Raw genomic sequence first — 25,073 nt, forward strand, 5'->3', positions numbered from 1 at the left:
GCCCCAGACCCAAACAGGTCTGGGGCCGCTTTGCGGTTACTTGATCCAGCGGAGGTTGTACTGGTACCGGTGCGGCTGGCCCCGGTTGACATGGATACCCGCGGACACGGCGAAGCACGTCAGCGCAATCCAGATCAGGGTGGCAATGACAGCGAAAATATTTCCCACCACCGGGAGGAGCACCAGAAGGTTCGCGAGCACCGCCGCGATGGTGGGCGGCAGGGTGAAGTTGAGGGCTTCCTTGGATTCCTGGGCTGTGAACGGTCCACGCTCCCGGAAAATGAGGTAGATCAGCAGTGCCGGCACGCAGCCGAGGATACCGCCGAAGTGTGCCAGCGTTGCCCACTGCCGGTCCTCGCTGGCAGTCAGCGGAAGTGCATTGGCCGGCACGCCATGGTACTGGGGCACGTCAGGGCCGGACTGATGGTCCCTGCGGTCACGAGCGTCTTCTGCCACGGTTTGTCTTCCTTAAACTTGCGTTGATGCGTTGGCGCCGGTGGTTCGCCGCCCGCCGGTTGCGCCGGATGGCGGCGGCGCGAAAGGCGCCCCTCCAAGAATACTGGGTCAGGCGCAAAATGAACGACGCGCCGCATGCACCTGCTTCCTTAAGCGTGCGCGTCCCTTAAGCGTGCCCGTCCTTTAAGCGTGCCCAGGGTTCAAGCCTTTGGCATACGCAGCCTGCCCCACATGCTGGAGGCAGTCGGCAATGGTGCTGACCAGCCGCACCCCGAGCGTGACGGGCGGGTCCCAGTGATAGTCGACGATGCGGTCGAGGTCATCGTCGCCGAGGGTTTTCAGGAACTCGACGGTCTGCTGGTGAACGGCATCGTAGTATGCGAGCAACAGCTCCGGCGTGCCGTGTACCGCGTCGACCTGGTCGGTCGAATGACCGTAGCCAGTGTCGCGGTCGGGCAGCTTCAGATTGAAGCGGCCGGCAAACCCCTGCGAGGTCCACACCTGATCCAGTCCCGCGGCGGAGGCGACCTGCGAGTCCTCTATCCGGCTGAGATGCCAGATCAGCCATGCAATCGAGTTTCCGCTGCCTGCCGGCCGGCGGATCAGGGATTCGCCGTCGGATCCTTCCAAAACGGCGGCCACAGCCTCATGGATCCGGCCGAAGGCGTCCAGCAGCAAGTCGTTGGATTTCATCTCGGCACTGTATCGCTAAGGCCCGGGTATTTCTAAGGCACAGGTATGTCTAAGCCACGGTACTCTCAGGCGCGGTGAGGAAGTCGATGACCTCCTCCACCCGTCCCAGCAGGGCAGGTTCGAGATCGGCATAGGTCTGCACCGCCCCCAGGAGTTTCTGCCAGCCCAGGCCGATGTCCTCCTTCGTGGCGTGCGGCCAGCCGAAGGCGGCGAGGATCCCGGTCTTCCAGTCGGTGCCTCTTGGCACGACAGGCCACTGCGCGATCCCCAGGACAGAGGGCCGGATGGCCTGCCAGACGTCCACGTACGGGTGGCCGACGATGAGCACGTTGCCGGCGGCGCCGGGCGAGGCCATGACCGCCTCGGCAATGCGGGACTCCTTGGAATCCGGGACAAGATGGTCCACGAGGACGCCGAGCCTCCGGCCCGGACCTGGGCGGAAGGCGGCGACCGCCCCGGCCAGGTCGTCAATGCCGTGAAGGGGCTCGACGACGATTCCCTCCACCCGGAGGTCGTCGCCCCAGACCTTCTCCACGAGTTCAGCGTCGTGCTTGCCTTCGACCCAGATCCGGCTGGCCTTGGCCACCTGGGCGCGCTGGCCCTCAACCCGGACGGAGCCCGACGCCGTGCGACCGGCTAGGGCGGAACCTGGCCGCTTGGCCGCCGGCGGCATCAGCCGAATGGGCTGGCCTTCCAGCAGGAACCCAAAGCCGAGTCTGAAGGAACGTGACTTGCCGCGGCGGTCCTCCAGGGCCACCACATGCATGCCACCGGACTTCTCCACCCGCGTCACGGCGCCGACCCAGCCGGACTGCACGTCCTCCAGGACCATGCCGCGCTCCACCGGCACTTCCGGCAAATCTTTCTTGGCCGGCGCCGCGATCTCCTGCGGACCCCAGGTCTGATACTGCATCGTTAAACACCGCTTTGCGCTAGGAGGCTGCCGCCCCGGCCTGGAATCAGCCTCCGGGCGGACACGGGTCCGGAATTTCGCCCGGAGCGGTACCAATGCTAACAACCGGCCGTCTCATATTAGACTTGTTAGCACTTAGGGATGTCGAGTGCTAACCATGCGTCGCCGGGCGCTGCATGGCCTTGCCCGGAAAACGGTTGATCGGAGGTGGATAGTGAGCGAACCACGCAAGCTCGAGGTGCTGCGCGCCATTGTGGAGGACTACGTCCATTCCCGCGAGCCTGTGGGCTCCAAGGCGCTCGTCGAGCGCCATCATTTGGGCGTTTCCAGCGCCACCATCCGCAACGATATGGCCGCGCTCGAGGACGAGGGGCTCATCACCGCACCGCACACGAGCGCCGGGAGGATACCCACCGACAAGGGGTACCGGCTGTTCGTGGACCAGATTTCGGCGGTCAAGCCCCTGTCCCCGGCTGAGCGCCGCGCCATCCAGTCGCTGCTGGAGGGGGCCGACGATCTCGACGACGTCCTGGACCGCACGGTAAGGCTCCTGGCACAGCTGACCAACCAGGTGGCCGTCGTGCAGTACCCGCACCTGAGCCGCGCCGTGGTGCGCCACATTGAATTCGTCCAGCTGGCGCCGCGCAAGGTCCTCATTGTGCTGATCGCCGATTCGGGCAAGGTCGAGCAGCGCGTCGTCGACGTCGGGCAGGAACTCAGCGACGACACTCTGACGGCTTTGCGGACCAGGTTCCTCTCGGGAGTCGCAGGCACCGCGCTGACCATGCTGCCCCAGTACCTGGCCGCCGTGGTGGCCGGCTGCGCTCCGGCCGAACGTCCCGCTGCCGCCGCCCTGAGCAAGGCCCTCGAGGCACTCTCGCACAGCAGCAGGGAAGACCGCATGGTCATGGCCGGCACCGCGAACCTGGCACGGTCCAACGTGGACTTCCCGCTCAGCATCGGACCCGTCCTCGAGGCCCTGGAGGAGCAGGTGGTCATGCTGCGGCTCCTCAGCGAGATGGCGCAGGACCCCCGTGGCGTGGCCGTGAGCATCGGCCGGGAGAACCCTTACGACGGACTCGCCGAGGCGTCGGTGGTGGCCACCGGCTATGGACCGGACGCCACCGCCAAGATCGGCATCCTTGGGCCCACCCGCATGGACTATCCCACCACCATGGCCGCCGTCCGCGCGGTGGCCCGCTACCTTTCGAGGATTCTCGGCCCGTAATCGCTCGGCCCGACGAATCCGATACCCAGGCACCATAACCAGGAAGAGATACGAACTTTGAGCAGCCACTACGACGTTCTTGGAGTCTCCCCGGAAGCCACCGGAGAAGAGATCAAAAAGGCCTACCGCAAGCTGGCCCGCACCCTGCACCCGGATGTGAACCCGGGACCTGAAGCGTCGGACCGGTTCAAGGCCGTCACCCATGCCTACGAAGTGCTGTCCGATCCGCAGAAGCGCAGGGTGTATGACACCACGGGCAACGAGAACGGCACGGACAACGGCTTCGGCGGCGGCAGCTACGCCGGGCAGGGCTTCGCCTTCCAGGACATATTCGACACCTTCTTCGGGGCCGGCGGAACCGCAGGTCCGGCTTCGCGGGTCCGTCGGGGACAGGACGCCCTCATCAGCGTCCGGATCGACCTGCGCGACGCCGTCTTTGGCGCCAACAAGAAGCTCGAGGTCGATACCGCCGTCGTCTGCCCCACCTGTGACGGCTCCTGCTGCCGCGAAGGCACGCATCCGGAACGCTGCGACATCTGCGGCGGCAGCGGCCAGGTCCAGCGCGCCGTGCGTTCCATCCTTGGCCAGGTCATGACTTCAGCGCCGTGCGGATCCTGTGAAGGCTTCGGGACGGTCATCAAGGACCCCTGCAACGAGTGCAGCGGCCAGGGCCGCATCCGCAGCCGCCGGTCACTGACCATCAAGGTTCCCGCCGGTGTGGCCACGGGCACCCGGATCCAGCTGTCCGGGCAGGGCGAGGCCGGCCCGGCCGGCGGCCCGTCCGGGGACCTCTACGTCGAAATCCGGGTCAACAACGACCCCACGTATGTCCGCGACGGCGACGACCTCCACGCAACGCTGAACATCCCCATGACCGCTGCGGCCCTGGGTACCGAGCTAAGCCTGGACACTTTCGACGGCAAGCAGGAGATCGACGTCAAGGCGGGCACGCAGTCGGGCGAAGTCATCACCCTCCGCGGGCTCGGCGTCACCCACCTGCGCGGCTATGGCCGCGGCGACCTCAAGGTCCACCTGCAGGTCGAGACGCCCGCCAAGCTCGATCCGGCGCAGGAAGACCTGCTGCGCCAGCTCGCGAAGCTCCGCGGTGAACAGTTCTCCGAGGGCAAGCTCGCGGCGAGCGGCGGTGTCTTCGCGAAGCTCCGGGACCGCCTCGGTAACCTGTAGCGGTGAGCAACGCCGTATTTTTCACCGCCGCCGGAACCCTGGACAACACCCAACCTGGTTCGGTTTTTGTGCTGGACGGACCCGAGGCGCGCCATGCGGTGACGGTCAAGCGGCTGGCTGTGGGGGAGCGGGTCGATATTGCCGACGGCGCGGGCCGGCGCCTGACCGGAACTGTGGAGCAGACAGCTCCCGCCGAACTGACCGTGAGATGCTCGTCCGTCTCCGTAGAGGACCGGCCAGGCGTGCGCCTGGTCCTCGTCCAGGCTCTTGCCAAGGGCGACCGGGACGAACTGGCTATTGAGACGGCCACCGAGCTCGGCATCGATGCAGTCATCCCCTGGCAGTCGGAACGGTCAATTGTGCGCTGGAAAGGCGAGCGCGCCGCCAAAGCCCATGCCAAATGGCAGTCTGCAGTCTCCGCAGCGGCCAAGCAGGCACGGCGGGCGTGGATCCCCGAGGTGCGTCCCGCCGTCGATACCCAGGGACTCGCGGCACAGGTGGCGGGCGCCGCCCTGGCGGTGATCCTCCACGAAGACGCCGTCAAGCCCCTCCGCGGGGTCCTGGAGGCATGGCACGAGGCAAACCCGTCCGCGGAGGCACCCCGGGAGATCCTTCTGGTTGTGGGGCCGGAAGGGGGCATTAGCCCGCGGGAGGTCACCAAACTGTGCAGCGCCGGCGCCGTGACAGCGCTCTTGGGCCCGCACGTGCTGCGGTCCTCCACCGCCGGGCCCGCTGCCGTTGTCGTGGCCAGTGATGTGCTGGGGCGCTGGTAGCCGCTGCTAGCGGACTGAGAAGCCCCGGGTGTCCACGTTCGGTTCGTCCTCGGTGCTGCCGGGCTCGATCTGCCAGACGCGGATTTCGTAGTTGCCCGGGCTTAGCTTCACGGCCAGGCTGAAGATACCAGAGGCGTCTGCCTCTGCTGCGGCGGTGGCCTCGCCGTCCAGGTACTTCTCCTTGTCGCCGTTCTCCTGGACTTTCAGGATCCGCCAGCGCAGCTTGCCGCCGGGATCCGTGCTGCGGCCGTTGATCTTCACCCGTCCGTCGGCAACTTCAATGCCTTCCTGGGGGTCAATGATCCATACCGGGGCGACCATCCCCGCACTGCGCGCCATGGGTGCGCCCAGCCTGACGTGCTTGAACGCCTGGTAGTCGGTGTGCCCGTCCACCAGGATCGTCACCTCAATCGGCTGGGCGGCGTCGATCAGGCCCGAGCTCGCTCCGGCGGCCGTCGCCGTGTACACGAGCTGCTGAATGGCGCGCTGCGCCATCTCCGCATCAAGGTTGCTGTTGAACGCGTCGGCCGAGACATCTACGGTAATCACGTTCGTGCCGGAGATGGACGTGGCAAGGTTCTTGGGGTTCTGCCAGGGCGTGAAGAAGTCCGGGTCCAGGGGAGTCTCGGACATCATGGCGCGGAGCGCCTTCGTGATCGGGTTGTCCTCGCCCGGCACGTCCCGGAACTCGCGGTAGAGGTAGACGTCCGTGTTGCTCCGCCCGATCCAGTACACGGGGGCCTTGTTGGAGGACTGCATCGTTTCCAGCGGAGCGCTGGTGGTCGGAGCGCTGTCGACTCCGGCTGAACGCCGCGCCTGGGTCGGAACATCCGACGTGGTGGCCGCGGGATCGGGATCCGCGATGCAACCGGTCAGGAGCAAAGCGGCAGGCAGCAGCCCAAGCGCCAGCGCGGAACGGATCCGCGCGGCTGCTTTCTGGCCGGACAATCCTGGCTGCCTGATGTCAATGCTCCCTTCGGAAATGCGGTGGACCGCCCGCCGCGAAGCGGCAGGCAGCGGGTCTTTCCCACGGCGGCGGGCATGCGTAACCGGTGCCCGCTCTCTGTATTTCCAGCATTACACAAGGCTCCGGGGCGCCGGGCGCCAACGCGCGCCGGGGCCTGAACTGCAACGGGAACGATATGAGGCCGATACAAAGTTGATATCTAATGGCGGGAACCCGTCATCAAAAGCCGGCCGTGACGGCCCGGCCTGACGGTGAGCGCGGCCGCATGCTGGCGTAAGATAGAAGGACTTTGAAGGGTAATTTCACACTGGAGGGAACCAGAGGCCTGCGGGCCGGCACCATGACTGAATCAGCAAACGGAAAGCGCCGCCTCAACACCGGGGACCGCACCGCGGGAGAATTCCCGCATACTTTGCCCGGTATCCGAACGGAGGTGGTCATCTTCGACAACTCTGATCAGATGGTGCAGTCCCTCGGCAGCCATGACGAAGCCCTCCGCTTCATCGAGGACCAGTTTCCGTCCGTCAGCTTCCACGTCAGAGGCAATGAGCTCTCCATCAGCGGGCCATCTGCCGACGTCCCCCGCATCATGCGGCTCCTGCACGAAGTGCGGGGCCTAGTGGCGCGCGGCACCGTCATTACGCCCGCCGTCCTTCAGCAACTGGTGCTGTTGCTGCGCAGCCAGTCGCTGCAGAACCCGGTGGACGTCCTGACGCACGACATCCTTTCCAGCCGCGGCAAGACAATCCGCCCCAAGACGCTGAACCAGAAGAACTATGTGGACGCGATCGACGCGAACACGGTGATCTTTGGAATCGGCCCGGCCGGAACCGGCAAGACGTACCTCGCGATGGCCAAGGCCGTGCAGGCACTGCAGCAAAAGGAAGTCAGCCGGATCATCCTTACGCGTCCCGCCGTGGAAGCAGGGGAGCGGCTCGGGTTCCTCCCTGGCACACTTAGCGACAAGATCGATCCCTATCTCAGGCCGCTCTACGACGCCCTGCATGACATGATCGACCCCGAATCCATTCCACGGCTCATGGCTGCCGGCACCATCGAGGTGGCGCCGCTGGCCTACATGAGGGGCCGCACACTCAATGACGCCTTCATCATCCTGGACGAGGCACAGAACACCACGCCCGAGCAGATGAAGATGTTCCTGACCCGTTTGGGCTTTGGCTCGAAGATGGTTGTCACCGGCGACGTCACCCAGGTGGACCTGCCGTTCGGAACACGCTCGGGCCTGCGGATCGTCGAAGAAATCCTCCAGGGCATCGACGACGTCAATTTCTCCGTTCTGGACGCTGCGGACGTGGTGCGCCACCGGCTGGTCGGCGACATCGTCAACGCCTACGGTATCTGGGACGAAGCACAGCGAAACCGGGTTAAGCATTCCGTTCCCCGGGAGAAACGGGGAGAGCACGCATGAGCATCGAAGTGAACAACGAATCGGGCGTCCAGGTGGACGAGGCCCAGCTGGTGGCGCTTTCCCGGTTCATCTTCGAGCAGCTGTACATCCACCCCCAGGCCGAGCTGTCAATCCTGCTCGTGGATGAGCCCGCCATGGAAAAACTCCACATCGAGCTGATGGATGAACCCGGCTCCACCGACGTGCTCTCCGTCCCCATGGACGAGCTCACGCCGGGCACCCCGGACAAGCCCACGCCGCAGGGGATGCTGGGCGACATCGCCATCTGCCCGCAAGTGGCTGAGGTCCAGGCACGCAACGCCGGCCACTCCACGCAGGACGAGATGCTGCTGCTGACAACTCACGGCATTCTGCATCTGCTGGGCTACGACCACGCGGAGCCGGAAGAAAAAGCAGAAATGTTCGGCCTGCAGCGTGAGCTGCTGGCAGAGTTCACCGGCAAAGAAGCCCCCTCCGAGACCATCCAGTGACATCACTGCTCCTCGTCTGCATGGCGCTGGTATTCCTTGGTGCCGCAGCGCTGCTGACGGCCGCCGAGGCGGCATTCAGCTTCCTCCCGCGGCATGATGCCGAGCAGGCGCTCCTGAAGAGCCGCGGGACCGCGCTCCGCCGGATCCTGGACCAGCCCATGACGCACATGCGTGCGCTAAGGTTCTGGCGCATCTGGTTCGAGACCGCGTCCGCGGTTGCTGTGGCGGTGCTCTTCTACAGCCTGCTGGACAATGTGTGGCTTGCCGGCCTCGCTGCAACAGGCATCATGGCCTTCCTGGGCTTTGTCATCGTGGGCGTGTCCCCGCGGCAGCTGGGCCGCTCGCATGCACCCGGCGTGGTGCTGTTCTCGGCGTCCCTGATCAGGTTCCTTGCCTGGATCCTCGGACCCATTCCGGGCTGGCTGGTCAGGCTCGGCAGCGCCGTGACACCCGGCTCGCCCGGGGGAGACGACGCATTCTTCAGCGAGGAAGAATTTCGGGAGCTCGTGGACAGGGCCACCGAATCGGACATGATCGAGGACAACGAAGCCGAACTCATCCAGTCCGTCTTCGACTTCGGCGACACCCTGGTCCGTTCCGTCATGGTTCCCCGCACGGACATCCTGAGCATCGACGCCGGCTCCAGCCTGCACCGGGCCATGTCGCTCTTCCTCCGGTCCGGGTACTCAAGGATTCCGGTCATCGGGGAAAACACGGACCAGATCCTGGGGATCGTCTACCTCAAGGATGTGGCCGCTGTCCTCCATGGCCTGGCGCCGGATGAAGAACCCCCGCTGGTGGAAGAGCTGGCGCGGGATGTCCGGTATGTCCCCGATTCCAAGTCTGTCAGCGACCTGCTGCGGGAGCTGCAAAAAGAGTCAACGCACGTCGCGATCGTCATCGACGAGTACGGCGGAACGGCCGGGCTCGTCACTCTTGAAGACCTGATCGAAGAGCTCGTCGGTGAGATCGTGGACGAATACGACACCGAAAGCGCCGAAGTGGTGGACCTTGGGGACGGGACGTACCGCGTCAGCGCGCGCATGAGCATCGATGACCTCGGCGAACTCTTCGACCTCGAACTCGACGACGACGAAGTGGACACCGTGGGCGGCCTGCTGGCCAAGGCGCTGGGCCGCGTGCCGATCGTGGGCAGCACCGTGGAAGTCGAGGGTGTCTCACTCCGGGCGGAGCGGCTGGAAGGCCGCCGAAACCGCGTCAGCCACATCATTGCGGCCGCCGTTCCAAAAGGCGCCGTTCCAGCCGATACTGACCTTGAAGACTTTCTCGACGAGGCCGAACAAATGCGACAGGGAGTTCCACGTGAGCAAGCAGAATAAGGCCGACGGCGGCGAGCCCTTTGGCGGTTACCACGCCGGGTTCTCGGTCCTGGTGGGCCGGCCGAATGCCGGGAAATCAACGCTGACCAACGCCCTGGTGGGCAAGAAGGTCGCCATCACGTCCGCCAAGCCGCAGACGACCCGGCACACCATCCGGGGCATCGTCCACCGGGAGGACGCCCAGCTGATCCTGGTTGACACGCCCGGCCTCCACCGGCCGCGCACCCTGCTCGGAAAGCGCCTTAATGACCTGGTCGCGGACACACTTGCCGAGGTGGACGCCATTGGTTTCTGCCTTCCGGCCAACGAGAAAATCGGCCCCGGTGACAAATTCATCGCCGCGCAGCTCGCCGCGGTGGGCCGCAAGCCGGTCATCGCCATCGTCACGAAAGCCGACCTCGTCGACCGGCAGGCGCTGACCGAACAGCTGCTCGCCGTCGCGGCCCTGGGCCGGGAAGTCTTCGGCGAGGAAGGCTGGAAGGACATCGTCCCGGTGTCGGCCACGGACGGGTTCCAGGTGGGCACGGTGGCCGATGTGCTGATCAGCCATATGCCGCCGTCGCCTCCCCTCTATCCGGACGGCGAGCTGACGGATGAACCGGAAGCGGTCATGGTGGCCGAACTAATCCGCGAGGCAGCCCTCGAAGGGGTCCGGGACGAGCTTCCGCACTCCCTCGCGGTGGTGGTTGACGAGATCGTCCCCCGGGAGGGGCGGAGCGAGGACAACCAGCTTCTCGATGTCCGTGTGAACCTCTACGTGGAACGTCCCTCGCAGAAGGCCATCATCATCGGCAAGGGCGGAAGCCGGCTGAGGGAAGTCGGCACCAACGCACGCAAAGGCATAGAAGCCCTGCTCGGTACGCGCATCTACCTCGATCTCCATGTCAAGGTGGCCAAGGACTGGCAGCGCGACCCCAAGCAGCTCGTTAAGCTCGGGTTCTAGACCGCCCGCACATTTTTCCCGGCGCCCCAGCGCCGGCCCTGGGTGCGCTTTCGGCGTTTTCCCAGACTCGGCCACTAAAATAGGCCGGATTTCGTTTTTAGAGGAAGGTACACCCGTTGGTGCTACGCCGCGACAACCGCGCCCTAGGGCCGGGCACACCCGCCCGGTCCCAGCCAGCTGCCCGGCATGCCGCAGACGCCCGTGTTGGCGCTGCCCGGCATCTGACCCCGCACCACCGGCCCCTGTGGCTCAAGGTGACCACCGCCGTCGTTTCAGCGGTCCTGCTGGGCGGCCTCGCATTCGCCGGCTACTGGTACTTCAGGCTGCAGTCCAATATTTCCTCGTCCGCCCTCGGGGCGGGCAGTAACAAGTCCGACGTCGTGGACGATGCGACCGGCCGCCTGCAGATTCTCATCCTGGGATCTGACACACGCGACGGCAAGAACTCGGGCTACGGCACGGCCGACGATTCGAAAGGCTACGGCAAGTCCGATGTCATGATGCTCATGGACATCTCGGAGGACAACAAACGCGTCAGCGTCGTCAGCTTCCCGCGGGACCTCCTCGTCGACATCCCCCCGTGCACAGACCAGAAAACGGGGGAGGAGTTCCCGGCGCGCACCGGCGTCATGATCAATGAGGCGATGGGTGAAGCGGGGATCGGCTGCGCCGTCGACACCGTGAACAAGCTCACCGGGCTCGAGGTGGACCACTTCATGATGGCGGACTTCAACGCGGTCAAGGAGCTGTCCAACGCCGTCGGCGGGGTGGAAGTCTGCATCAGCGACGCCGTCTACGACCCCGACTCCCGTCTGCGGCTGCCCAAGGGCAAGTCCATGGTGCAGGGTGAGCAGGCCCTCGCCTTCCTGCGTACCCGCCACGCCTTCGAAAACGGCGGGGATCTCGGCCGGATCAAGGCCCAGCAGGGCTTCCTGTCCTCGCTCACCAGGAAGATCAAGGACGACGGCACCCTGTCCGATCCGGTGAAAATGCTCAACATCGCCGACGTCGTGACGCAGAACCTCACCGTCGATGAAGGCCTTTCCTCCGTGCCGGCGATGATCACCATCGGCAACCGCCTCAAGACGATCGACGTCAGCAAGGTTGCCTTCGTTGCCGTCCCGACTGTCCCTGCCGCCAGCGACCCCAACCGGCTTGAGCCGGCCCAGCCGGCAGCCTCACAGCTTTTCGCCGCCCTGAAGAAGGACGTTGACCTGACGGACCCGGACGGCAAGCAGAGCCCCTCGCCGTCAGCCTCGCCGAAGCCCAGCACCACGGCCCCGCCCGCCACGCCCGCCACTCCGGCCGCGCCGCCGTATGACAAGTCGCTGCAGCCGGTTACCGTGGCCAACGGAACCGGGGTGCCCACGCGGACGCAGGAGATTGCGGAGGCGCTGATCGCGGGCGGCTTCACCCAGGCCGGACAACTGGAGGCAGGACCCACAGCGACCACCATGGTGTACTACGGCACCGACTTTGCCGACGTCGCGGCCGACGTCGCCGCGCTGCTCGGCATTCCCGCCAGCCAGGTGGCGCCGTCGCCGGGCATATCCGGGGTCCAAGTCTATCTTGGTGCCGACTTCGCCTCGGGGTCCAAGTATGGCAAGGCAACGGTTCCCAAGGACATCGTCAACCAGACGGCCAAGGACGCCACCTGCCAGACCGCAAACCCGGAACTGATCGTCGCAGAGGGCGCCGGCTAAGCTGACCCGCGACATGAACCCGACATGAACCGGGCACGAAAATGCCGGGCCAACGAATCGTTGGCCCGGCATTTTGCTGCCTACCAGATGCTGACGCGTTCCTCCGGGGGCATCCACATCCCGTCCTCCTCGGTAACGCTGAACGCGGCATGGAAGGCGTCCAGGTTCCTGGCGATGGCGTTGGTGCGGAACTCGTTGGGGGAGTGCGGGTCCGTGGCCAGCCTCCGGATCGCTTCCTCCCCTCGGATGACCTGGCGCCAGCCCGCCGCCCACGAGGCAAAGAACCGCTGCTCGCCCGTCAGCCCGTCCAGCACCGGCGGTTCCTGTCCGTCGAGGCTGAGCCGGTACGCCTTGTAGGCGATCGTGAGGCCGCCGAGGTCGCCGATGTTTTCGCCCAAGGTCAGCCGTCCATTCACCGTGTGACCCGGGGCCGCAGAGGGAGAGAGGGCGTTGTACTGGTCAACGAGCCGGCTGGTGAGCGCCTCGAACGCCTTCCGGTCATCCTCGGTCCACCAATTGCGGAGTTCACCCGTGCCGTCGAACTGTGAGCCCTGGTCGTCGAATCCGTGGCCGATCTCGTGGCCGATCACCGCTCCGATTCCTCCGTAGTTGACGGCGTCGTCAGCGTCCGCGGTGAAGAACGGCGGCTGCAGGATCGCCGCCGGGAAGACGATCTCGTTGAGCATCGGGTGGTAGTACGCGTTGACCGTCTGCGGCGTCATGAGCCACTTGTCCAAGTCAACGGGCTTGCCGACTTCGTCAAGGTGACGGTCGACGTCGGCATTATGGGCGCGTTCGACGTTACCGAGCAGGTCGGAGGGATCGATGGTCACGGCCGAATAGTCGATCCACTTGTCCGGATACCCGATCTTGGCGCGGAAGGCACCGAGCTTTCGCAGCGCCTCCGCCTTTGTGTCCTCGCCCATCCATGTCAGACCAGTGATGCTCTGCCGGTAGGCCTCGATGAGGTTGGCGACGAGGGTCTGCATGCGCTCTTTGTGGCTCTCCGGGAAGTGCTGCGCAACGTAGATCTGCCCCACGGCTTCGCCCAGGGCTGCTTCGACGACGGCGACCCCGCGCTTCCAACGGTCCTTGTTCCGGGGTGTGCCGCTGATAGTGGTGCCGTAGAACGCGAAGTTCGCGTCGACGAAGGCTGAGGACAGGTAAGGAGCGGCCGAGTTGATGACGCGCAAGGCCAGCCACTCCTGCCAGACGGGCAGGGATTCGGAGACCAGCAGCGCTGCGGCGCCGGCGAAGAAATCGGGCGTGCTGACCACAATCTCCTGGCGCTTATCCTCGGCGATGTCAGCCGCCGTGAACCAGGTGTCCAGCAGGGGGAAGAGTTCGTTCACCTGTTCGGCGGACTTCAGGTTGTAGGTTTTCTGCGGGTCCCGCAGTGTCACGTTGTCCCAGTGGTGCGAGGCGAGGGCGGTTTCCAGTGCGACCACACGGGACGATGCGCCTGCGGGATCGGGGATGCCTGCCATGCCGAACATGGTGCCGACGTAGTCCCGGTATGCCTCAACGATCGCGGCGAACTTCTCTTCGCGGTAGTAGGACTCGTCGGGGAGCCCCAGGCCGCCTTGGCCCGTGTACAGCAGCACGCGGTCGGGATTCCCGGCGTCGGGGGCGGGGTAAATGTAGAAGAGGCCGGACACGTCAGCGCGGAAGAGGCGCCCGGCGAGCGCGATGAGCTCGCCGATGCTGGACGTGGCGAACACCTCGTTCAGCCTGCCGCGGATAGGGTCCATGCCCTTGGCTTCGACGGTGGCTTCGTCCATGAAGCTGTTGTAGAGGTCCCCGATCTTGCGTTCGATGCCGCTGGCGGCCTCGCCCTTCGCGGCTGCTTCTTCGATGATTTCCCGGACCGCCAGTTCCGCCTCGTCCCGCAGGGCGGTGAACGTTCCTTCCAATGGGCGGTCATCCGGGATGGTGGTGCTCTTGAGCCATGCCCCGTTCACATGCTGGTACAGGTCGTCCTGCGGCCGGACGCTGTGGTCGATATTTGACAGGGCGATCCCCGAATGTGGCACAGAAGCTCCTTCGATGACGGGCTGCGCCGGCGCTGGCACCGGTGCAGCGTCTGCATGGTGGACGTTGCTGGAGGTGTTGCTCCTTCATCTTACGCACCCGTGTTACTGTGAAATGGTGCGCGCAGAACTGCTTCTTCTTAGCTGCCGCGGCGAGGCCTCAGACGCGATCTAGCGCAAGGCCCACCCTCGTCGCGGAGTTTGTGTTGCCCGGCCACCTTTCACTCAGGAATCACAGAAAAGGCACCGATAGTAATGCGAAACGCACAGAAGCCCTCAGGAATGCCCGTCCACCGGTACATCCCCTTCCAGGACCAGATCACCGTTGAACTGCCTGACCGCACATGGCCGGACAAGGTCATCACCAAGGCCCCGCGCTGGTGCGCGGTGGATCTGCGAGACGGCAACCAGGCCCTGATCGACCCCATGAGCCCGGCCCGCAAGATGAAGATGTTCGAACTGCTGGTCCGCATGGGCTACAAGGAGATCGAGGTCGGCTTTCCCTCCGCCTCGCAGACTGACTTCGACTTCGTCCGCCAGCTGATTGAAGGCAACCACATCCCGGACGACGTCACCATCCAGGTGCTGACGCAGGCCCGCGAGCACCTGATCGAGCGGACCTACGAGTCCCTGGTCGGGGCCAAGCAGGCAATTGTCCACCTGTACAACTCGACGTCGGTGCTGCAGCGCCGTGTGGTCTTCAACCAGGACGAGGACGGCATCCTGGACATCGCACTGCAGGGTGCGCGCCTGTGCAAGAAGTACGAGGAAACGCTGGCGGACACGCACATCACCTACGAGTACTCGCCGGAGTCCTTCACCGGAACGGAACTCGAATACGCCGTCCGCGTCTGCAACGCCGTGGCCGATGTCTTCGAGGCATCCGCGGACAGCCAGGTCATCATCAACCTGCCGGCAACGGTCGAGATGGCCACCCCGAATGTCTACGCGGATTCCATCGAGTGGATGAGCCGCCACCTGCACCCGCGCGAGGGCATCATCCTGTCCCTGCACCCGCACAACGACCGCGGGACCGGCGTCGCCGCCGCCGAGCTGGGCTACCTGGCCGGGGCGGACCGCATCGAGGGCTGCCTGTTCGGCAACGGCGAGCGGACCGGCAACGTGGACCTGGTGACCTTGGGCCTGAACATGTTCGTGCAGGGCATCGACCCCCAGATCGACTTCTCCGACATCGACGAAGTCCGCCGCACGGTGGAGTACTGCAACCAGCTGCCTGTGGCCGAGCGCGCCCCGTACGGCGGCGACCTCGTCTTCACCGCATTCTCCGGATCCCACCAAGATGCCATCAAGAAGGGCTTTGAGGCCCTGGAAAAGGATGCCGCAGCGGCAGGGAAGGAAGTCAGCGACTTCACCTGGCAGGTTCCGTACCTGCCGGTCGATCCGAAGGACCTGGGCCGCAGCTACGAAGCCGTTATCCGCGTCAACTCGCAGTCCGGTAAGGGCGGAGTTGCCTACCTGCTGAAGAACGAGCACAGCCTGGACCTGCCTCGCCGCGCCCAGATCGAGTTCTCCAGCGTGATCCAGAAGCGCACCGACACCCACGGCGGCGAGGTCAGCGGCGCCCAGCTGTGGCAGGTCTTCCAGGACGAGTACCTGCCGTCCGATTCGTCCGATCGGCAGTGGGGCCGCTACTCCCTGGGAACGGTCAAGACCGAAACCGATGACAACGGGTCCATGACCCTGCACACCACCCTCACCGTGGACGGCGCCCAGGTCAGGCGCACCGGCACCGGCAACGGTCCCATCGCCGCGCTGCTGGACATCCTCGGCCAGGACGGCGTGGACGTCCGGGTGCTGGACTACAGCGAGCACGCCCTCTCGGAAGGCGGAAACGCCCGCGCCGCTGCCTATGTGGAGTGCGCCGTCGGAGAACGGGTGCTGTGGGGCATCGGCATTGACCCGAACACCAGCATGTCCTCGCTGAAGGCAGTCATCTCGGCCGTGAACCGCGCCATCCGGGACGCCCAGGCCTAACCCGTTCAGGTGCGCCGCCGGCAGGGCCGGGCGGCGCACCTGCACGCCGGATAGCAGGGTTTTCCTGCAGACAGTGCGAAGATTAAGCGTGGTCCAACAGTCATTTGCAGCGCGTGCCTACCGCGATGAGGCCGTAGTGCTGCGCACCCACAAACTGGGTGAAGCGGACCGGATCATCACGCTGCTGACGAAGCACCACGGCCAGGTGAGGGCGGTCGCGAAGGGCGTCCGCCGCACCAGCAGCCGCTTCGGCGCCCGTCTTGAACCCTTCATGGTGGCGGACCTGCAGCTGGTGTCCGGCAAGTCGCTGGACATCGTCACCCAAGCCGTCGCCAAGGGTGCCTACGGCGGAAACATCGCCGCCGACTACGGCAGGTACACAGTTGCCGCCGCCATGACGGAGACCGCTGAAAAGCTGACAGACGTCGACGGCGAGGCCGGCACCGCGCAGTACAACCTGCTCGTCGGGGCGCTGGCAGCCCTGAGCCGCGGGGACCACACGCCGGAACTGATCCTGGACTCCTACCTGCTGCGCGCGCTGGCCACCGGCGGCTGGGCGCCCAGCTTTACCCGCTGTGCGCGCTGCGGTGCGGCAGGGCCGCACAACGCCTTTTCAGCGCCGCTGGGCGGCATGGTCTGCGGGGAGTGCCGGCCGCCCGGGTCAGCGGCCCCGGCCGCCGAGACGGTGGCGCTGTTGGGTGCCCTGCTCACCGGAAACTGGACGACGGCGGATTCCTCACTGCCGCTGCACCGGCGGGAAGCGGCAGGCCTCGTGGCCAGTTACCTGCAGTGGCATCTTGAACGTGTCCTGAAATCCCTCAAACATGTGGAGCGTACCTAACAGTGTCCTTGGGAAAGAAGAGCACCCCTGCCCGGCGCCGGACCGCTCCGGTGGTGCCGCCGTATCCGCACCCTTCCGGTGCTGTTGCCCCGGCGATCCCGGCGGAATTCGTGCCCCGGCACGTGGCGATTGTTATGGACGGCAACGGACGGTGGGCCAACCAGCGGGGGCTGCCCCGCATCGAGGGCCACAAGGCGGGGGAGCCTGCGCTGCTGGACGTGGTGGCCGGGGCCATCGAACTGGGCATCAAGTACATCACCGTCTACGCCTTCTCCACGGAGAACTGGCGGCGGTCCCCGGAGGAAGTGCGCTTCCTGATGGGATTTAACAAGGATGTGCTGCGCCGGCAGCGGAACCAGCTGGACGACTGGGGCGTGCGGGTGCGCTGGTCCGGCCGCCGGCCCAAGCTCTGGGGATCAGTGATCCGCGAACTGGAAGAAGCCGAGGCCTATACCGCCGGAAACAGCACGTGCACGTTAACCATGTGTGTTAATTACGGTGGCCGCGCCGAGATTGCCGATGCCGTATCGGCGATCGCCGAGGACGTCGCCGCCGGACGGCTCAAACCCGGTTCCATCACGGAGAAAACCGTCCAAAAGTACCTCGACGAACCGGACCTGCCCGACGTCGACCTGTTCCTGCGCAGCTCGGGGGAGCAGCGGCTGTCCAACTTCATGCTCTGGCAGTCGGCCTATGCGGAGTTCGTCTTCCTGGACACGCTCTGGCCGGACGTCGACCGCCGCACCCTGTGGGACGCCGTGGGCATCTACGCACAGCGGGACCGCCGCTACGGGGGAGCGGTGGATGCTGCCAAGACTCCCATGGCGGCCGCCACCCATCAGCCCGGGTAGGGCCCGCGCTTCACCCTCACGATATTCGAAGAAGTTTCCCTGGCACGCGGCACTACTACGCGCGCCCAGGATCTAATGCTGTGGTTTGCCAAGCAGAATGGCGGCCTGCTGGTGGCTTTCCATGGCTCTCGGTGAGCGTACTAGTTGTGCGCGTGCCACGAAGCCTTGCTCAGTGAACCGGGTGGCTACTTCCTCGGGGGAATGCAGTTCTGCTCTGAGCTCGACATCATGTCCGTAGGCGTGGTTAATAGTGCGATGGCCGCTGCCGGCCTGGAAAGCGATGAGCGCCGAGCCGGATGGGCGGAGGACTCTCCAGAACTCCCGCGCAATTGCCGGCAACTCTGCCCTGGGGGAGTGGATGATCGAATACCAGGCAAGTATGCCGTCGGCAGCAGAATCGGATGCCGGCAGGTCGGTCAACTCTCCCACTTCAAAGCAGAGACCGGGATGGAGCTGCTGCGCGACCCGGATCATCTCGGGCGACAGGTCCACACCTGTGACGTTCAGTCCCGTGCGGGTCAGGTATTTGCTCATTCGGCCGGCGCCGCATCCGGCGTCGATCACTAGCCGGTCCGCGGAGGTGCGAATGTGGCCCGCGAACTCGTCGACCATGGCCATGTCGAGAAGCGACTCAAAGGCTGTATCGGGGATCACCCTCGAGTAAGCCTCGGCAACCGAATCGTAAGCGGTTCTGACCTTTATCAAGTTCTCGTGGTCAACCATGGACCGAGCCTACCGACACGCCTTGTCTCCTGTTGGCCCGCCGCCACTGCAACCCCGCCCACCGGCAGCCAGCTGGTCGGATTTAGGGCAGCCACCTAGTCGCTTTCTCCCCCTTCTGCAACCGCAACACGCCATCCTCTACGTAACGAATTTGTAACACCCTGTTTTTCTTGGTTTCATGGTTAGTACCACATACCTTCACCGGGTATGCGTGTACCCGCTTCGCCAAACCCCGCCGGCGGTACATGATCCCTTCACTCCAGGCGGGGGCGGAAGACCCATGAATGACGCCTTTGGGCGTCTTGGGGTGAAGCCTGGCCCTGTCACTGCAGCCTGTGAGGCGCGCGGCAGGGGAGGCCGGACAGTCCACTCGTCCGAATCCGACAGCTAATTTCGCCGGCGTCGAGAGGACCTACGCTGTGCCTTCCCACGACAATCACGGCTTGCGCCGTGCCATTTTCCCGCGCACATCCAGTAAGGGCCGCCGCCGGGCAGCCTCATCCCCGGTGCCCAGGCCGCGGGGCCGCGGCCAAAAGCTGGCTGTTGCGGCGGCGGTGACGGGAATGATCGGCATGACCGTACTCTCCACGGCTCACGCCGCCCCAACAGGGATCTTGGCCACGGGGGAGGCTCCTGCCAGTGCAGTGGCCGCTCCGGCCGCACAACCCTCCCTGCTCGCGGATGCAGGATCTCCACTGGTTTTTGACCAGCCCCAGGTCAAGGCCTCCCCGGCAGCGAAAGCGGCAGCGAAAGCGGCACCGAAAGCCGCGCGGAAAGCGGCACCGAAAGCTGCGCGGAAAGCGGCATCGAAGCCGGCGCGGAAACCGGCACTGAAGGCCGCACCCAAACCGGTACGGAAGCCGGCACCGAAACCCGCCCGGGCTTCCGCGCCTTCGGCAGGCCTGCGGGCACCGCTCGCCTCTACGATCGTGACTTCCCCATATGGGCACCGCGTCAATCCCCTGACCGGGGCAATCGGCGAATTACATACGGGGCTTGACTTCGCCGGGGCGTGCGGCACGCCCGTTCTGGCTGCGGCCAGGGGAAAGGTCACCGAGGCAGGCTGGAGCCCGTACGGCGGCGGAAACCGGATTGTTGTTGACCACGGCAAGGGACTGAAGACCACATACAACCATCTGGCCAGCATCGGCGTTTCCAAGGGCCAGACCCTGGCGCAGGGTGGACGGATAGCCGCTGTCGGAACGACCGGCAGCTCCACCGGCTGCCATCTTCATTTTGAAGTCATGGTCAATAACAGGACCGTCAACCCCGCCAGCTACCTATAGGCAAACAGGGCGACTTCCTGGCTGCACCTGGCCACTCTCATGGGAGCCGACCGAAGGATTCGTCCTCAGCGGCAAAGCCGTGGATCCACCGGGCCAGCCGCCGGTATGCGTCCGCGCGCACCTCGGCACGGGACAGGAAAACATCGTGCAGGGCGCCCTCGATCCGCTCCACGGACACGCTCTGGCCCAGTGAGAGGGCCCGCACGGCGATGACGTTGACGTCCAGTACTGCGTCCGTCCTGCGCATCTCTTCGGTCCAGAACGGCCCGTTGGCGCTTGCACCGGAAATCATCACCAGGATGGGGATGCCGATATGGAGCCCGCGTGCAACCTGCGCCTGGCCGGCAAGGACTGCGCTGAGCCAGCCGGCGCGGACCGGAAAGGCCATAGGAGGCCGATACTTGTCATCAAGGGTCCATTCCCCTTCGGCTGAGTTGCTGATGCTGCGCCAGTAGAAGCCGCGCTCGGGCAGGCGGAGCACAGCCTCCGGCCGGAAGCGGGCGAGGGGCTCCACCATGGTCCAGGCGGCCCGCCGGACCAGGGAACTGCCGTGCATTTCCAGCCACGGACTGTTCAGGACCAGCTGTGACACCACCCCCGGATTCCGGCTCACCCACAGGGCCGCCACGAGGCCGCCGGTGGAGTGCCCCATCATCACAAGCGACAGCGGCGCCGCGGGCTCCATCGCCGTGATCATGCCGACGGCGGTGCTGATTTCGGCGTCGTAGTTTGCCAGGTCGGCAACGTACCCGCCGTGCGCCTCGGGGCGCAGGCTGCGGCCGTGGTTGTGCATGTCCAGGGCAAAAAACTCGAAGTCCTGGCCGTTCCAGAAGCGTGCCAGTTCAACATTGAAAAAGTAATCGCTCCAGCCGTGCAGGAACAGCACTGCACGGCGCCGGTGCCGCTCCCCCTGCGCCGAAGGTGGCGCTGGGTTCGCCGCAGGCGGTGCGGGGTTGTTCAATGGGGCATAGCGGACAAGCGTCGCCGTCCGTGCGACGCCGTCGCTGCCCACGGCCTCGAAGGCAAAGGATTCGAAGCCCTCGCCGAGGATGTCGCTCTGCCACTCCATGGCACCAGACTAGACGCGCCGCTGGTGGTCGACACGTGCCGTGGCCGGTTTGGTCTGCACCGCCGAAGACGGAAAACTAGAGGCATGCGCGTATATCCGACTTTCTTCAGGCTGGCCTTTTCATGGATGGACGCCGAACGCGCCCACAAAATCGGCTTCAAAGGCATCCGGCTGGCCCATTCCACCGGGGCGGGCCGGCTGCTGGCACGGTTTACGGCCCCACCCGCGTCCCTGCAGACGAATGCCTTTGGGCTCACCTTCCCGTCGCCGTTCGGGCTCGCCGCCGGCTTTGACAAGGAAGGCCACGGCATCGAGGCCCTGTCGGAGCTCGGCTTCGGGCACGTGGAGGTGGGGACCATCACCGGCCGCGCCCAGCCGGGCAACGAGCAGCCGCGGCTGTTCCGGCTCATCGAAGACCGTGCGGTCATCAACAGGATGGGATTCAACAACGACGGCGCTGCGGCCGTGGCCCCGCGCCTCAAGTCAGCCCGGGCTGCCCTGCAACGGCGCCACCCCAAGGTTCGTCCCCTCATCGGCGTGAACATCGGCAAAAGCAAGGTTGTGGAACTTGAAGATGCTGTGGAGGACTACCTCATCAGCGCGCGCAGCCTCGCTCCGGCGGCGGACTACCTCGTGGTGAACGTGAGTTCCCCCAACACGCCGGGCCTCCGGCTCCTGCAGAATGTGGAGACCCTGCGGCCCCTTTTGACGGCTGTGGGGGAGGAAGCTGACAAAGCGGCCGGCCGGCACGTGCCCCTGCTGGTCAAGATCGCGCCTGACCTCAGCGATGAGGACATCGATGACGTTGCCCGGCTCGCGCTGGACCTGGGCCTCGACGGCATCATCGCGACGAACACGACCATCGGACGGACGGGCCTGAAGTCTGACAGCGAAAAGATCGAAGCCTGCGGGGCGGGCGGGCTGTCCGGGGCTCCGCTGAAGGCCCGCTCGCTGGAGGTTTTGCGCCGGCTTAAGGACGCAACGGACGGCCGGCTGACGCTGGTTTCCGTGGGCGGAGTGGAGACGTCCCAGGACGTCCAGGACCGGCTGGATGCCGGTGCCACGCTCGTTCAGGGGTACACAGCGTTCCTTTATGAAGGTCCGTTCTGGGCGGCGCGCATCAACAGGCGTTTGGCCAAATCCCGGCGCGCTGCCTAAACGCAGCCTGCGGGTTCCTCGGCGGGAGTGCCTCCGGCGTAGGGATTTCCGGCGCAGACATACAGCAGCCCCCGGCGGTGACACCGCCGGGGGCTGCTGTATATTCCGCGCCGGATCCGGAAGGAGGCCCGGAGAATGGAACGCTGGGAGTCAGGACGGGAACTGGCCGCGCCGGACCTGCGGCTTGGGGAGGCGAAGCTTCCGGAACTGCAGGGAACGCATCGAGCCATACCAGACAGTGCCGCGCTCCACTTCCCCGAACTTCTGAGTCAGCCTCTTGCGAAGCTGCCGGGACAGGATGAACACGTCCACGAAGACTGCAAGGAACATGACCCAGAAACCGCCGAGGACATAAATCATCTGTTCGCTCGAGGACGGAACCACCAGTGACACGATCACAAAGATCAACGCACCGAACATGAGGTACTCGCCGAGGCTGAACCGAGCGTCCACATAGTCGCGGGCAAACCGCTTCTGCGGCCCCTTGTCACGGATCGGAAGGAACCGCTCGTCGCCGGTATCGAGCGCCTGGCGCATTTTCAGGCGCTGCTCCTGCACGGCGGCTCGCTCGGCGGCCTTTGAAGCTTTGCGGTCCTCGGGCACGAGAGGCCGCTTGCGTGCTGCTTCCTGCGCCTTGCGCTTGGGCGTGGGTGCCCCCTTGCCCATGACCCCGGGCTGCCGGGCAGCTGCATCAGCAGCCTGTTGGTCTACTACGTCCTGCGCCGCTGGCGCTTCTTTTTTACGTCCAAACACCAAAACAGAATACCTTGCAGGACCGCGCCTTCCGTCATGCCGGAGCGCGGACAATGTGCCCGTGACACGCGCACGCCAAGCCCTCCGGCGCCTTGTATGTTGTGGGCTGTGCCGCGGGTAGTGTTTTGGCCATGACTTCAACATCAGCGGCCACTCCGCAACAGCCGGGCAGTTCGGTCGCCGGCGTCGACCCGGACGCCCTGCGGAATGCCGTAAGCGCCGGCTTTGAGGCCACCATGTCCAACCTGAAGGACCTGGTCGGCATCCCCGGCATCGCCTGGGCCAGCTTCGATCCTGCGCAGCTGGAACGCAGCGCCGAGGCGGTTGCCGCGCTGGTTCAGGGCGCGGGTTTCGAAGATGTCCGGATTCTGCGCTGCAACAAAGTGGACGGGAAGGCCGGTGGACCTGCCGTCGTGGCCCGCCGTGAACCGGCAGAAGGCAAGCCGACCATCCTGCTCTACGCCCACCACGACGTGCAGCCGCCGGGCGATCCGGCGCTGTGGGAATCCGAGCCCTTTACCGCCGTCGAACGCGAAGGGCGGCTTTACGGCCGCGGAGCCGCCGACGACAAAGCCGGAATCATGGCGCACATTGCTGCCTACGGAGCCGTGACCCGCGTGCTCGGCGAGCAGTTCGGGTTAGGCGTGACCCTGTTCTTTGAAGGGGAGGAAGAAGCGGGCTCGCCGACCTTCCGCACGTTCCTGGAAACCCACCGGGAACTGCTCCGTGCCGACGTCATTGTCGTGGCGGATTCCAGCAACTGGAAGGTGGGCGTTCCGGCGCTCACCACGAGCCTCCGCGGCCTCATCGACGGAACCATCGAAGTCCAGGTCCTGGACCATGCAGTGCACTCCGGGATGTATGGCGGCCCGGTGCTGGATGCCCCCACTCTTTTGTCCCGTCTAATCGCCACCCTGCATGACGATGAAGGCAGCGTGGCCATCGACGGGCTCACAGGCTATGACGAAGCCGCCGTGGACCTGACCGAGGAGGAGTTCAGGGCGGACGCTTCAGTGCTCGACGGCGTGCAGCTGGCCGGCACGGGTTCGATTGCTTCCCGCATGTGGACCAAGCCCGCCCTGTCCATCATTGGCTTCGACGCGCCCGCGGTTGAGATGGCCTCGAACACGCTGCTGCCGCGGGCCCGGGCAAAGTTCAGCCTCCGCCTGGCCCCGGGCCAGGTGCCCGCCGATGCGATGGACGCAGTCCGGCGTCACGTCGAAGCCAATGCGCCGTTCGGGGCGAAGGTCGTGTTCACACCAGGGGAGAGCGGCAATGCGTACCTTACGGACAGGGGATCAGCTGCGGCCGAATACGCCATGTGGGCTCTGGGGGAGTCCTGGGGCGTGCCTGCCGTGGAGATGGGCATCGGCGGCTCCATTCCGTTCATATCGGACCTGACTGAGCTGTATCCGGACGCGCAGATCCTGGTCACGGGCGTGGAGGACCCGGACTCCCGTGCACACTCCGCCAATGAATCCCTCCACATCGGGGACTTCCGCAATGCCGTTGTGGCCGAGGCGCTGCTCCTCGCGCGTATTAATGTCGAGGGTCTTGGCTGACATCTGCTGGGGCTTGCCGCCCTTCAGGCCTGTGGCGGTCCGTCCGGGAACAAGTCGCTGCCGGCCATGGTTACGCCTGTAGTTAGAGCTACGCATGCTATCGACGTAGCATGTAGCTATAGCCCATACCGTTTCCGTAGGGGCAGGCGCCGTGCACGCGGGGCCGCCAGGACCGTCGTTAGAAGGTAGGCCAATGAGCACTACGACCAATGAAAACAGCTCCGAATCCACCGGCATGGAAAGTGCCGAACTGGCGAGCCACGAGGTTCAGCTGACAGACGTTGCCGCCGGCAAGGTCCGCAGCCTCCTTGAGCAGGAAGGCCGCACAGACCTCCGTCTTCGCGTTGCCGTGCAGCCGGGCGGCTGCTCCGGACTGATTTACCAGCTCTACTTCGATGAGCGCCTTCTGGAGGGCGACGCCGTACGCGACTACGACGGCGTCGAGGTCGTGGTCGACAAGATGAGCGTGCCGTACCTCAGCGGCGCCAGCATCGACTTTGAGGACACCATCTCCAAGCAGGGGTTCACTATCGATAACCCCAACGCAGGCGGTTCATGCGCCTGCGGTGATTCATTCCACTAACGGGCCCGTTTGCCCTTCCTCGTACTGTGGCGGGGGAGGGGAGGAGCAGAAGAAACACCACCAAGAAGGAAAGGGGGGAGAAAAAAAGGGGGGGAGGGGAGAGGCTAAAAAAAAAGGGGAAC

Annotated in this window: 24 protein-coding genes and 1 riboswitch; of the genes, 15 read left to right on the forward strand and 9 right to left on the reverse strand. The window is 65.3% G+C overall.

Going from position 1 to position 25,073, the window contains the following annotated elements; translation table 11 throughout:
- Positions 1-36: 36 nt before the first annotated feature.
- The 3 genes from AC5RUM_RS08645 to AC5RUM_RS08655 form a co-directional block, all read right to left on the reverse strand.
- Positions 37-456, reverse strand: a complete 420-nt coding sequence (locus AC5RUM_RS08645) for a DUF4870 domain-containing protein (RefSeq protein WP_400576174.1) — start codon at positions 454-456, stop codon at positions 37-39.
- 183 nt (positions 457-639) lie between these two features.
- Positions 640-1,149 carry a mycothiol transferase gene (locus AC5RUM_RS08650; RefSeq protein ID WP_494034540.1) on the reverse strand — a complete coding sequence of 170 codons (510 nt, stop codon included), beginning with the start codon at positions 1,147-1,149 and terminating at the stop codon, positions 640-642.
- A gap of 49 nt (positions 1,150-1,198) precedes the next feature.
- Positions 1,199-2,062: a DUF3097 domain-containing protein gene (locus AC5RUM_RS08655; protein WP_494034541.1), complete on the reverse strand. Its 864-nt coding sequence runs from the start codon at positions 2,060-2,062 to the stop codon at positions 1,199-1,201.
- 214 nt (positions 2,063-2,276) lie between these two features.
- Here AC5RUM_RS08655 and hrcA point away from each other — a divergent pair, with 214 nt between their 5' ends.
- The 3 genes from hrcA to AC5RUM_RS08670 are packed head-to-tail and all read left to right on the forward strand — an operon-like array spanning position 2,277 to position 5,248.
- Positions 2,277-3,290, forward strand: coding sequence for a heat-inducible transcriptional repressor HrcA (gene hrcA, locus AC5RUM_RS08660; protein WP_400576180.1), 1,014 nt, complete (start codon positions 2,277-2,279; stop codon positions 3,288-3,290).
- A 57-nt stretch (positions 3,291-3,347) separates the two neighbouring features.
- A complete protein-coding gene (gene dnaJ, locus AC5RUM_RS08665; RefSeq protein ID WP_400576182.1) occupies positions 3,348-4,475 on the forward strand; it encodes a molecular chaperone DnaJ in 1,128 nt (375 codons plus the stop codon).
- A gap of 2 nt (positions 4,476-4,477) precedes the next feature.
- Positions 4,478-5,248: a 16S rRNA (uracil(1498)-N(3))-methyltransferase gene (locus tag AC5RUM_RS08670; protein ID WP_494034542.1), complete on the forward strand. Its 771-nt coding sequence runs from the start codon at positions 4,478-4,480 to the stop codon at positions 5,246-5,248.
- 6 nt (positions 5,249-5,254) lie between these two features.
- On the opposite strand, the gene AC5RUM_RS08675 is transcribed toward AC5RUM_RS08670, so the two are convergent.
- Entirely contained in the window at positions 5,255-6,196 is a 942-nt protein-coding gene (locus AC5RUM_RS08675; RefSeq protein WP_494034543.1) for a GerMN domain-containing protein, read from the reverse strand.
- 359 nt (positions 6,197-6,555) lie between these two features.
- On the opposite strand from AC5RUM_RS08675, the gene AC5RUM_RS08680 reads away from it, so the two are divergent.
- The 5 genes from AC5RUM_RS08680 to AC5RUM_RS08700 all read left to right on the forward strand — a co-directional run bounded on the left by AC5RUM_RS08680 (position 6,556) and on the right by AC5RUM_RS08700 (position 12,100).
- Positions 6,556-7,644 carry a PhoH family protein gene (locus tag AC5RUM_RS08680; protein WP_205653879.1) on the forward strand — a complete coding sequence of 363 codons (1,089 nt, stop codon included), beginning with the start codon at positions 6,556-6,558 and terminating at the stop codon, positions 7,642-7,644.
- Positions 7,641-8,114, forward strand: coding sequence for an rRNA maturation RNase YbeY (ybeY, locus tag AC5RUM_RS08685; protein WP_400576190.1), 474 nt, complete (start codon positions 7,641-7,643; stop codon positions 8,112-8,114). The genes AC5RUM_RS08680 and ybeY overlap by 4 nt, the downstream gene beginning before the upstream one ends.
- A complete protein-coding gene (locus AC5RUM_RS08690; RefSeq protein WP_494034544.1) occupies positions 8,111-9,454 on the forward strand; it encodes a hemolysin family protein in 1,344 nt (447 codons plus the stop codon). The genes ybeY and AC5RUM_RS08690 overlap by 4 nt, the downstream gene beginning before the upstream one ends.
- Entirely contained in the window at positions 9,438-10,397 is a 960-nt protein-coding gene (gene era, locus AC5RUM_RS08695) for a GTPase Era (RefSeq protein WP_494034545.1), read from the forward strand. The genes AC5RUM_RS08690 and era overlap by 17 nt, the downstream gene beginning before the upstream one ends.
- Before the next feature lie 116 nt (positions 10,398-10,513).
- Complete coding sequence (locus tag AC5RUM_RS08700) at positions 10,514-12,100, forward strand: LCP family protein (protein WP_494034546.1); 1,587 nt, start codon at positions 10,514-10,516, stop codon at positions 12,098-12,100.
- A gap of 80 nt (positions 12,101-12,180) precedes the next feature.
- On the opposite strand, the gene AC5RUM_RS08705 is transcribed toward AC5RUM_RS08700, so the two are convergent.
- Positions 12,181-14,133: a M13 family metallopeptidase gene (locus tag AC5RUM_RS08705; protein WP_494034547.1), complete on the reverse strand. Its 1,953-nt coding sequence runs from the start codon at positions 14,131-14,133 to the stop codon at positions 12,181-12,183.
- 252 nt (positions 14,134-14,385) lie between these two features.
- Between AC5RUM_RS08705 and leuA the strand changes: the two genes are divergently transcribed.
- The 3 genes from leuA (at position 14,386) to AC5RUM_RS08720 (ending at position 17,817) form a co-directional block, all read left to right on the forward strand.
- Positions 14,386-16,125 (forward strand): 2-isopropylmalate synthase, encoded by a 1,740-nt coding sequence (gene leuA / locus AC5RUM_RS08710; protein WP_400576200.1) that lies wholly within the window; start codon positions 14,386-14,388, stop codon positions 16,123-16,125.
- An 88-nt stretch (positions 16,126-16,213) separates the two neighbouring features.
- Positions 16,214-16,966: a DNA repair protein RecO gene (gene recO / locus AC5RUM_RS08715; RefSeq protein WP_494034548.1), complete on the forward strand. Its 753-nt coding sequence runs from the start codon at positions 16,214-16,216 to the stop codon at positions 16,964-16,966.
- Between the two features lie 2 nt (positions 16,967-16,968).
- Entirely contained in the window at positions 16,969-17,817 is an 849-nt protein-coding gene (locus AC5RUM_RS08720) for an isoprenyl transferase (protein ID WP_494034549.1), read from the forward strand.
- A 72-nt stretch (positions 17,818-17,889) separates the two neighbouring features.
- Here AC5RUM_RS08720 and AC5RUM_RS08725 read toward each other — a convergent pair whose 3' ends face one another.
- Both AC5RUM_RS08725 and AC5RUM_RS08730 read right to left on the reverse strand, forming a co-directional pair.
- Positions 17,890-18,540: a class I SAM-dependent methyltransferase gene (locus tag AC5RUM_RS08725; protein ID WP_494034550.1), complete on the reverse strand. Its 651-nt coding sequence runs from the start codon at positions 18,538-18,540 to the stop codon at positions 17,890-17,892.
- A gap of 240 nt (positions 18,541-18,780) precedes the next feature.
- A riboswitch (cyclic di-AMP (ydaO/yuaA leader) is annotated at positions 18,781-18,954 on the forward strand.
- Between the two features lie 22 nt (positions 18,955-18,976).
- Positions 18,977-19,114 carry a hypothetical protein gene (locus AC5RUM_RS08730; protein WP_494034551.1) on the reverse strand — a complete coding sequence of 46 codons (138 nt, stop codon included), beginning with the start codon at positions 19,112-19,114 and terminating at the stop codon, positions 18,977-18,979.
- Between AC5RUM_RS08730 and AC5RUM_RS08735 the strand changes: the two genes are divergently transcribed.
- Positions 19,113-19,826, forward strand: coding sequence for a M23 family metallopeptidase (locus AC5RUM_RS08735; RefSeq protein WP_494034552.1), 714 nt, complete (start codon positions 19,113-19,115; stop codon positions 19,824-19,826). The genes AC5RUM_RS08730 and AC5RUM_RS08735 overlap by 2 nt on opposite strands.
- Positions 19,827-19,863: 37 nt before the next feature.
- Here AC5RUM_RS08735 and AC5RUM_RS08740 read toward each other — a convergent pair whose 3' ends face one another.
- The gene (locus tag AC5RUM_RS08740; RefSeq protein WP_494034553.1) at positions 19,864-20,895 is read right to left on the reverse strand and encodes an alpha/beta fold hydrolase; all 1,032 of its coding nucleotides are present in this window, start codon (positions 20,893-20,895) and stop codon (positions 19,864-19,866) included.
- 84 nt (positions 20,896-20,979) lie between these two features.
- Between AC5RUM_RS08740 and AC5RUM_RS08745 the strand changes: the two genes are divergently transcribed.
- Positions 20,980-22,053 carry a quinone-dependent dihydroorotate dehydrogenase gene (locus AC5RUM_RS08745; RefSeq protein ID WP_494034554.1) on the forward strand — a complete coding sequence of 358 codons (1,074 nt, stop codon included), beginning with the start codon at positions 20,980-20,982 and terminating at the stop codon, positions 22,051-22,053.
- A gap of 150 nt (positions 22,054-22,203) precedes the next feature.
- Here the strand turns inward: AC5RUM_RS08745 and AC5RUM_RS08750 are convergent, their stop codons facing one another.
- On the reverse strand, positions 22,204-22,806 hold the full coding sequence (locus AC5RUM_RS08750) for a DUF3043 domain-containing protein (RefSeq protein WP_494034555.1): 603 nt from the start codon (positions 22,804-22,806) through the stop codon (positions 22,204-22,206).
- 131 nt (positions 22,807-22,937) lie between these two features.
- On the opposite strand from AC5RUM_RS08750, the gene AC5RUM_RS08755 reads away from it, so the two are divergent.
- Together AC5RUM_RS08755 and AC5RUM_RS08760 are read left to right on the forward strand one after the other, a co-directional pair.
- Positions 22,938-24,368, forward strand: a complete 1,431-nt coding sequence (locus tag AC5RUM_RS08755) for a dipeptidase (RefSeq protein ID WP_494034556.1) — start codon at positions 22,938-22,940, stop codon at positions 24,366-24,368.
- 193 nt (positions 24,369-24,561) lie between these two features.
- Positions 24,562-24,951, forward strand: coding sequence for a HesB/IscA family protein (locus tag AC5RUM_RS08760; protein WP_494034557.1), 390 nt, complete (start codon positions 24,562-24,564; stop codon positions 24,949-24,951).
- Positions 24,952-25,073: the final 122 nt, after the last annotated feature.

Source organism: Arthrobacter sp. B2060 (genome assembly GCF_059090445.1).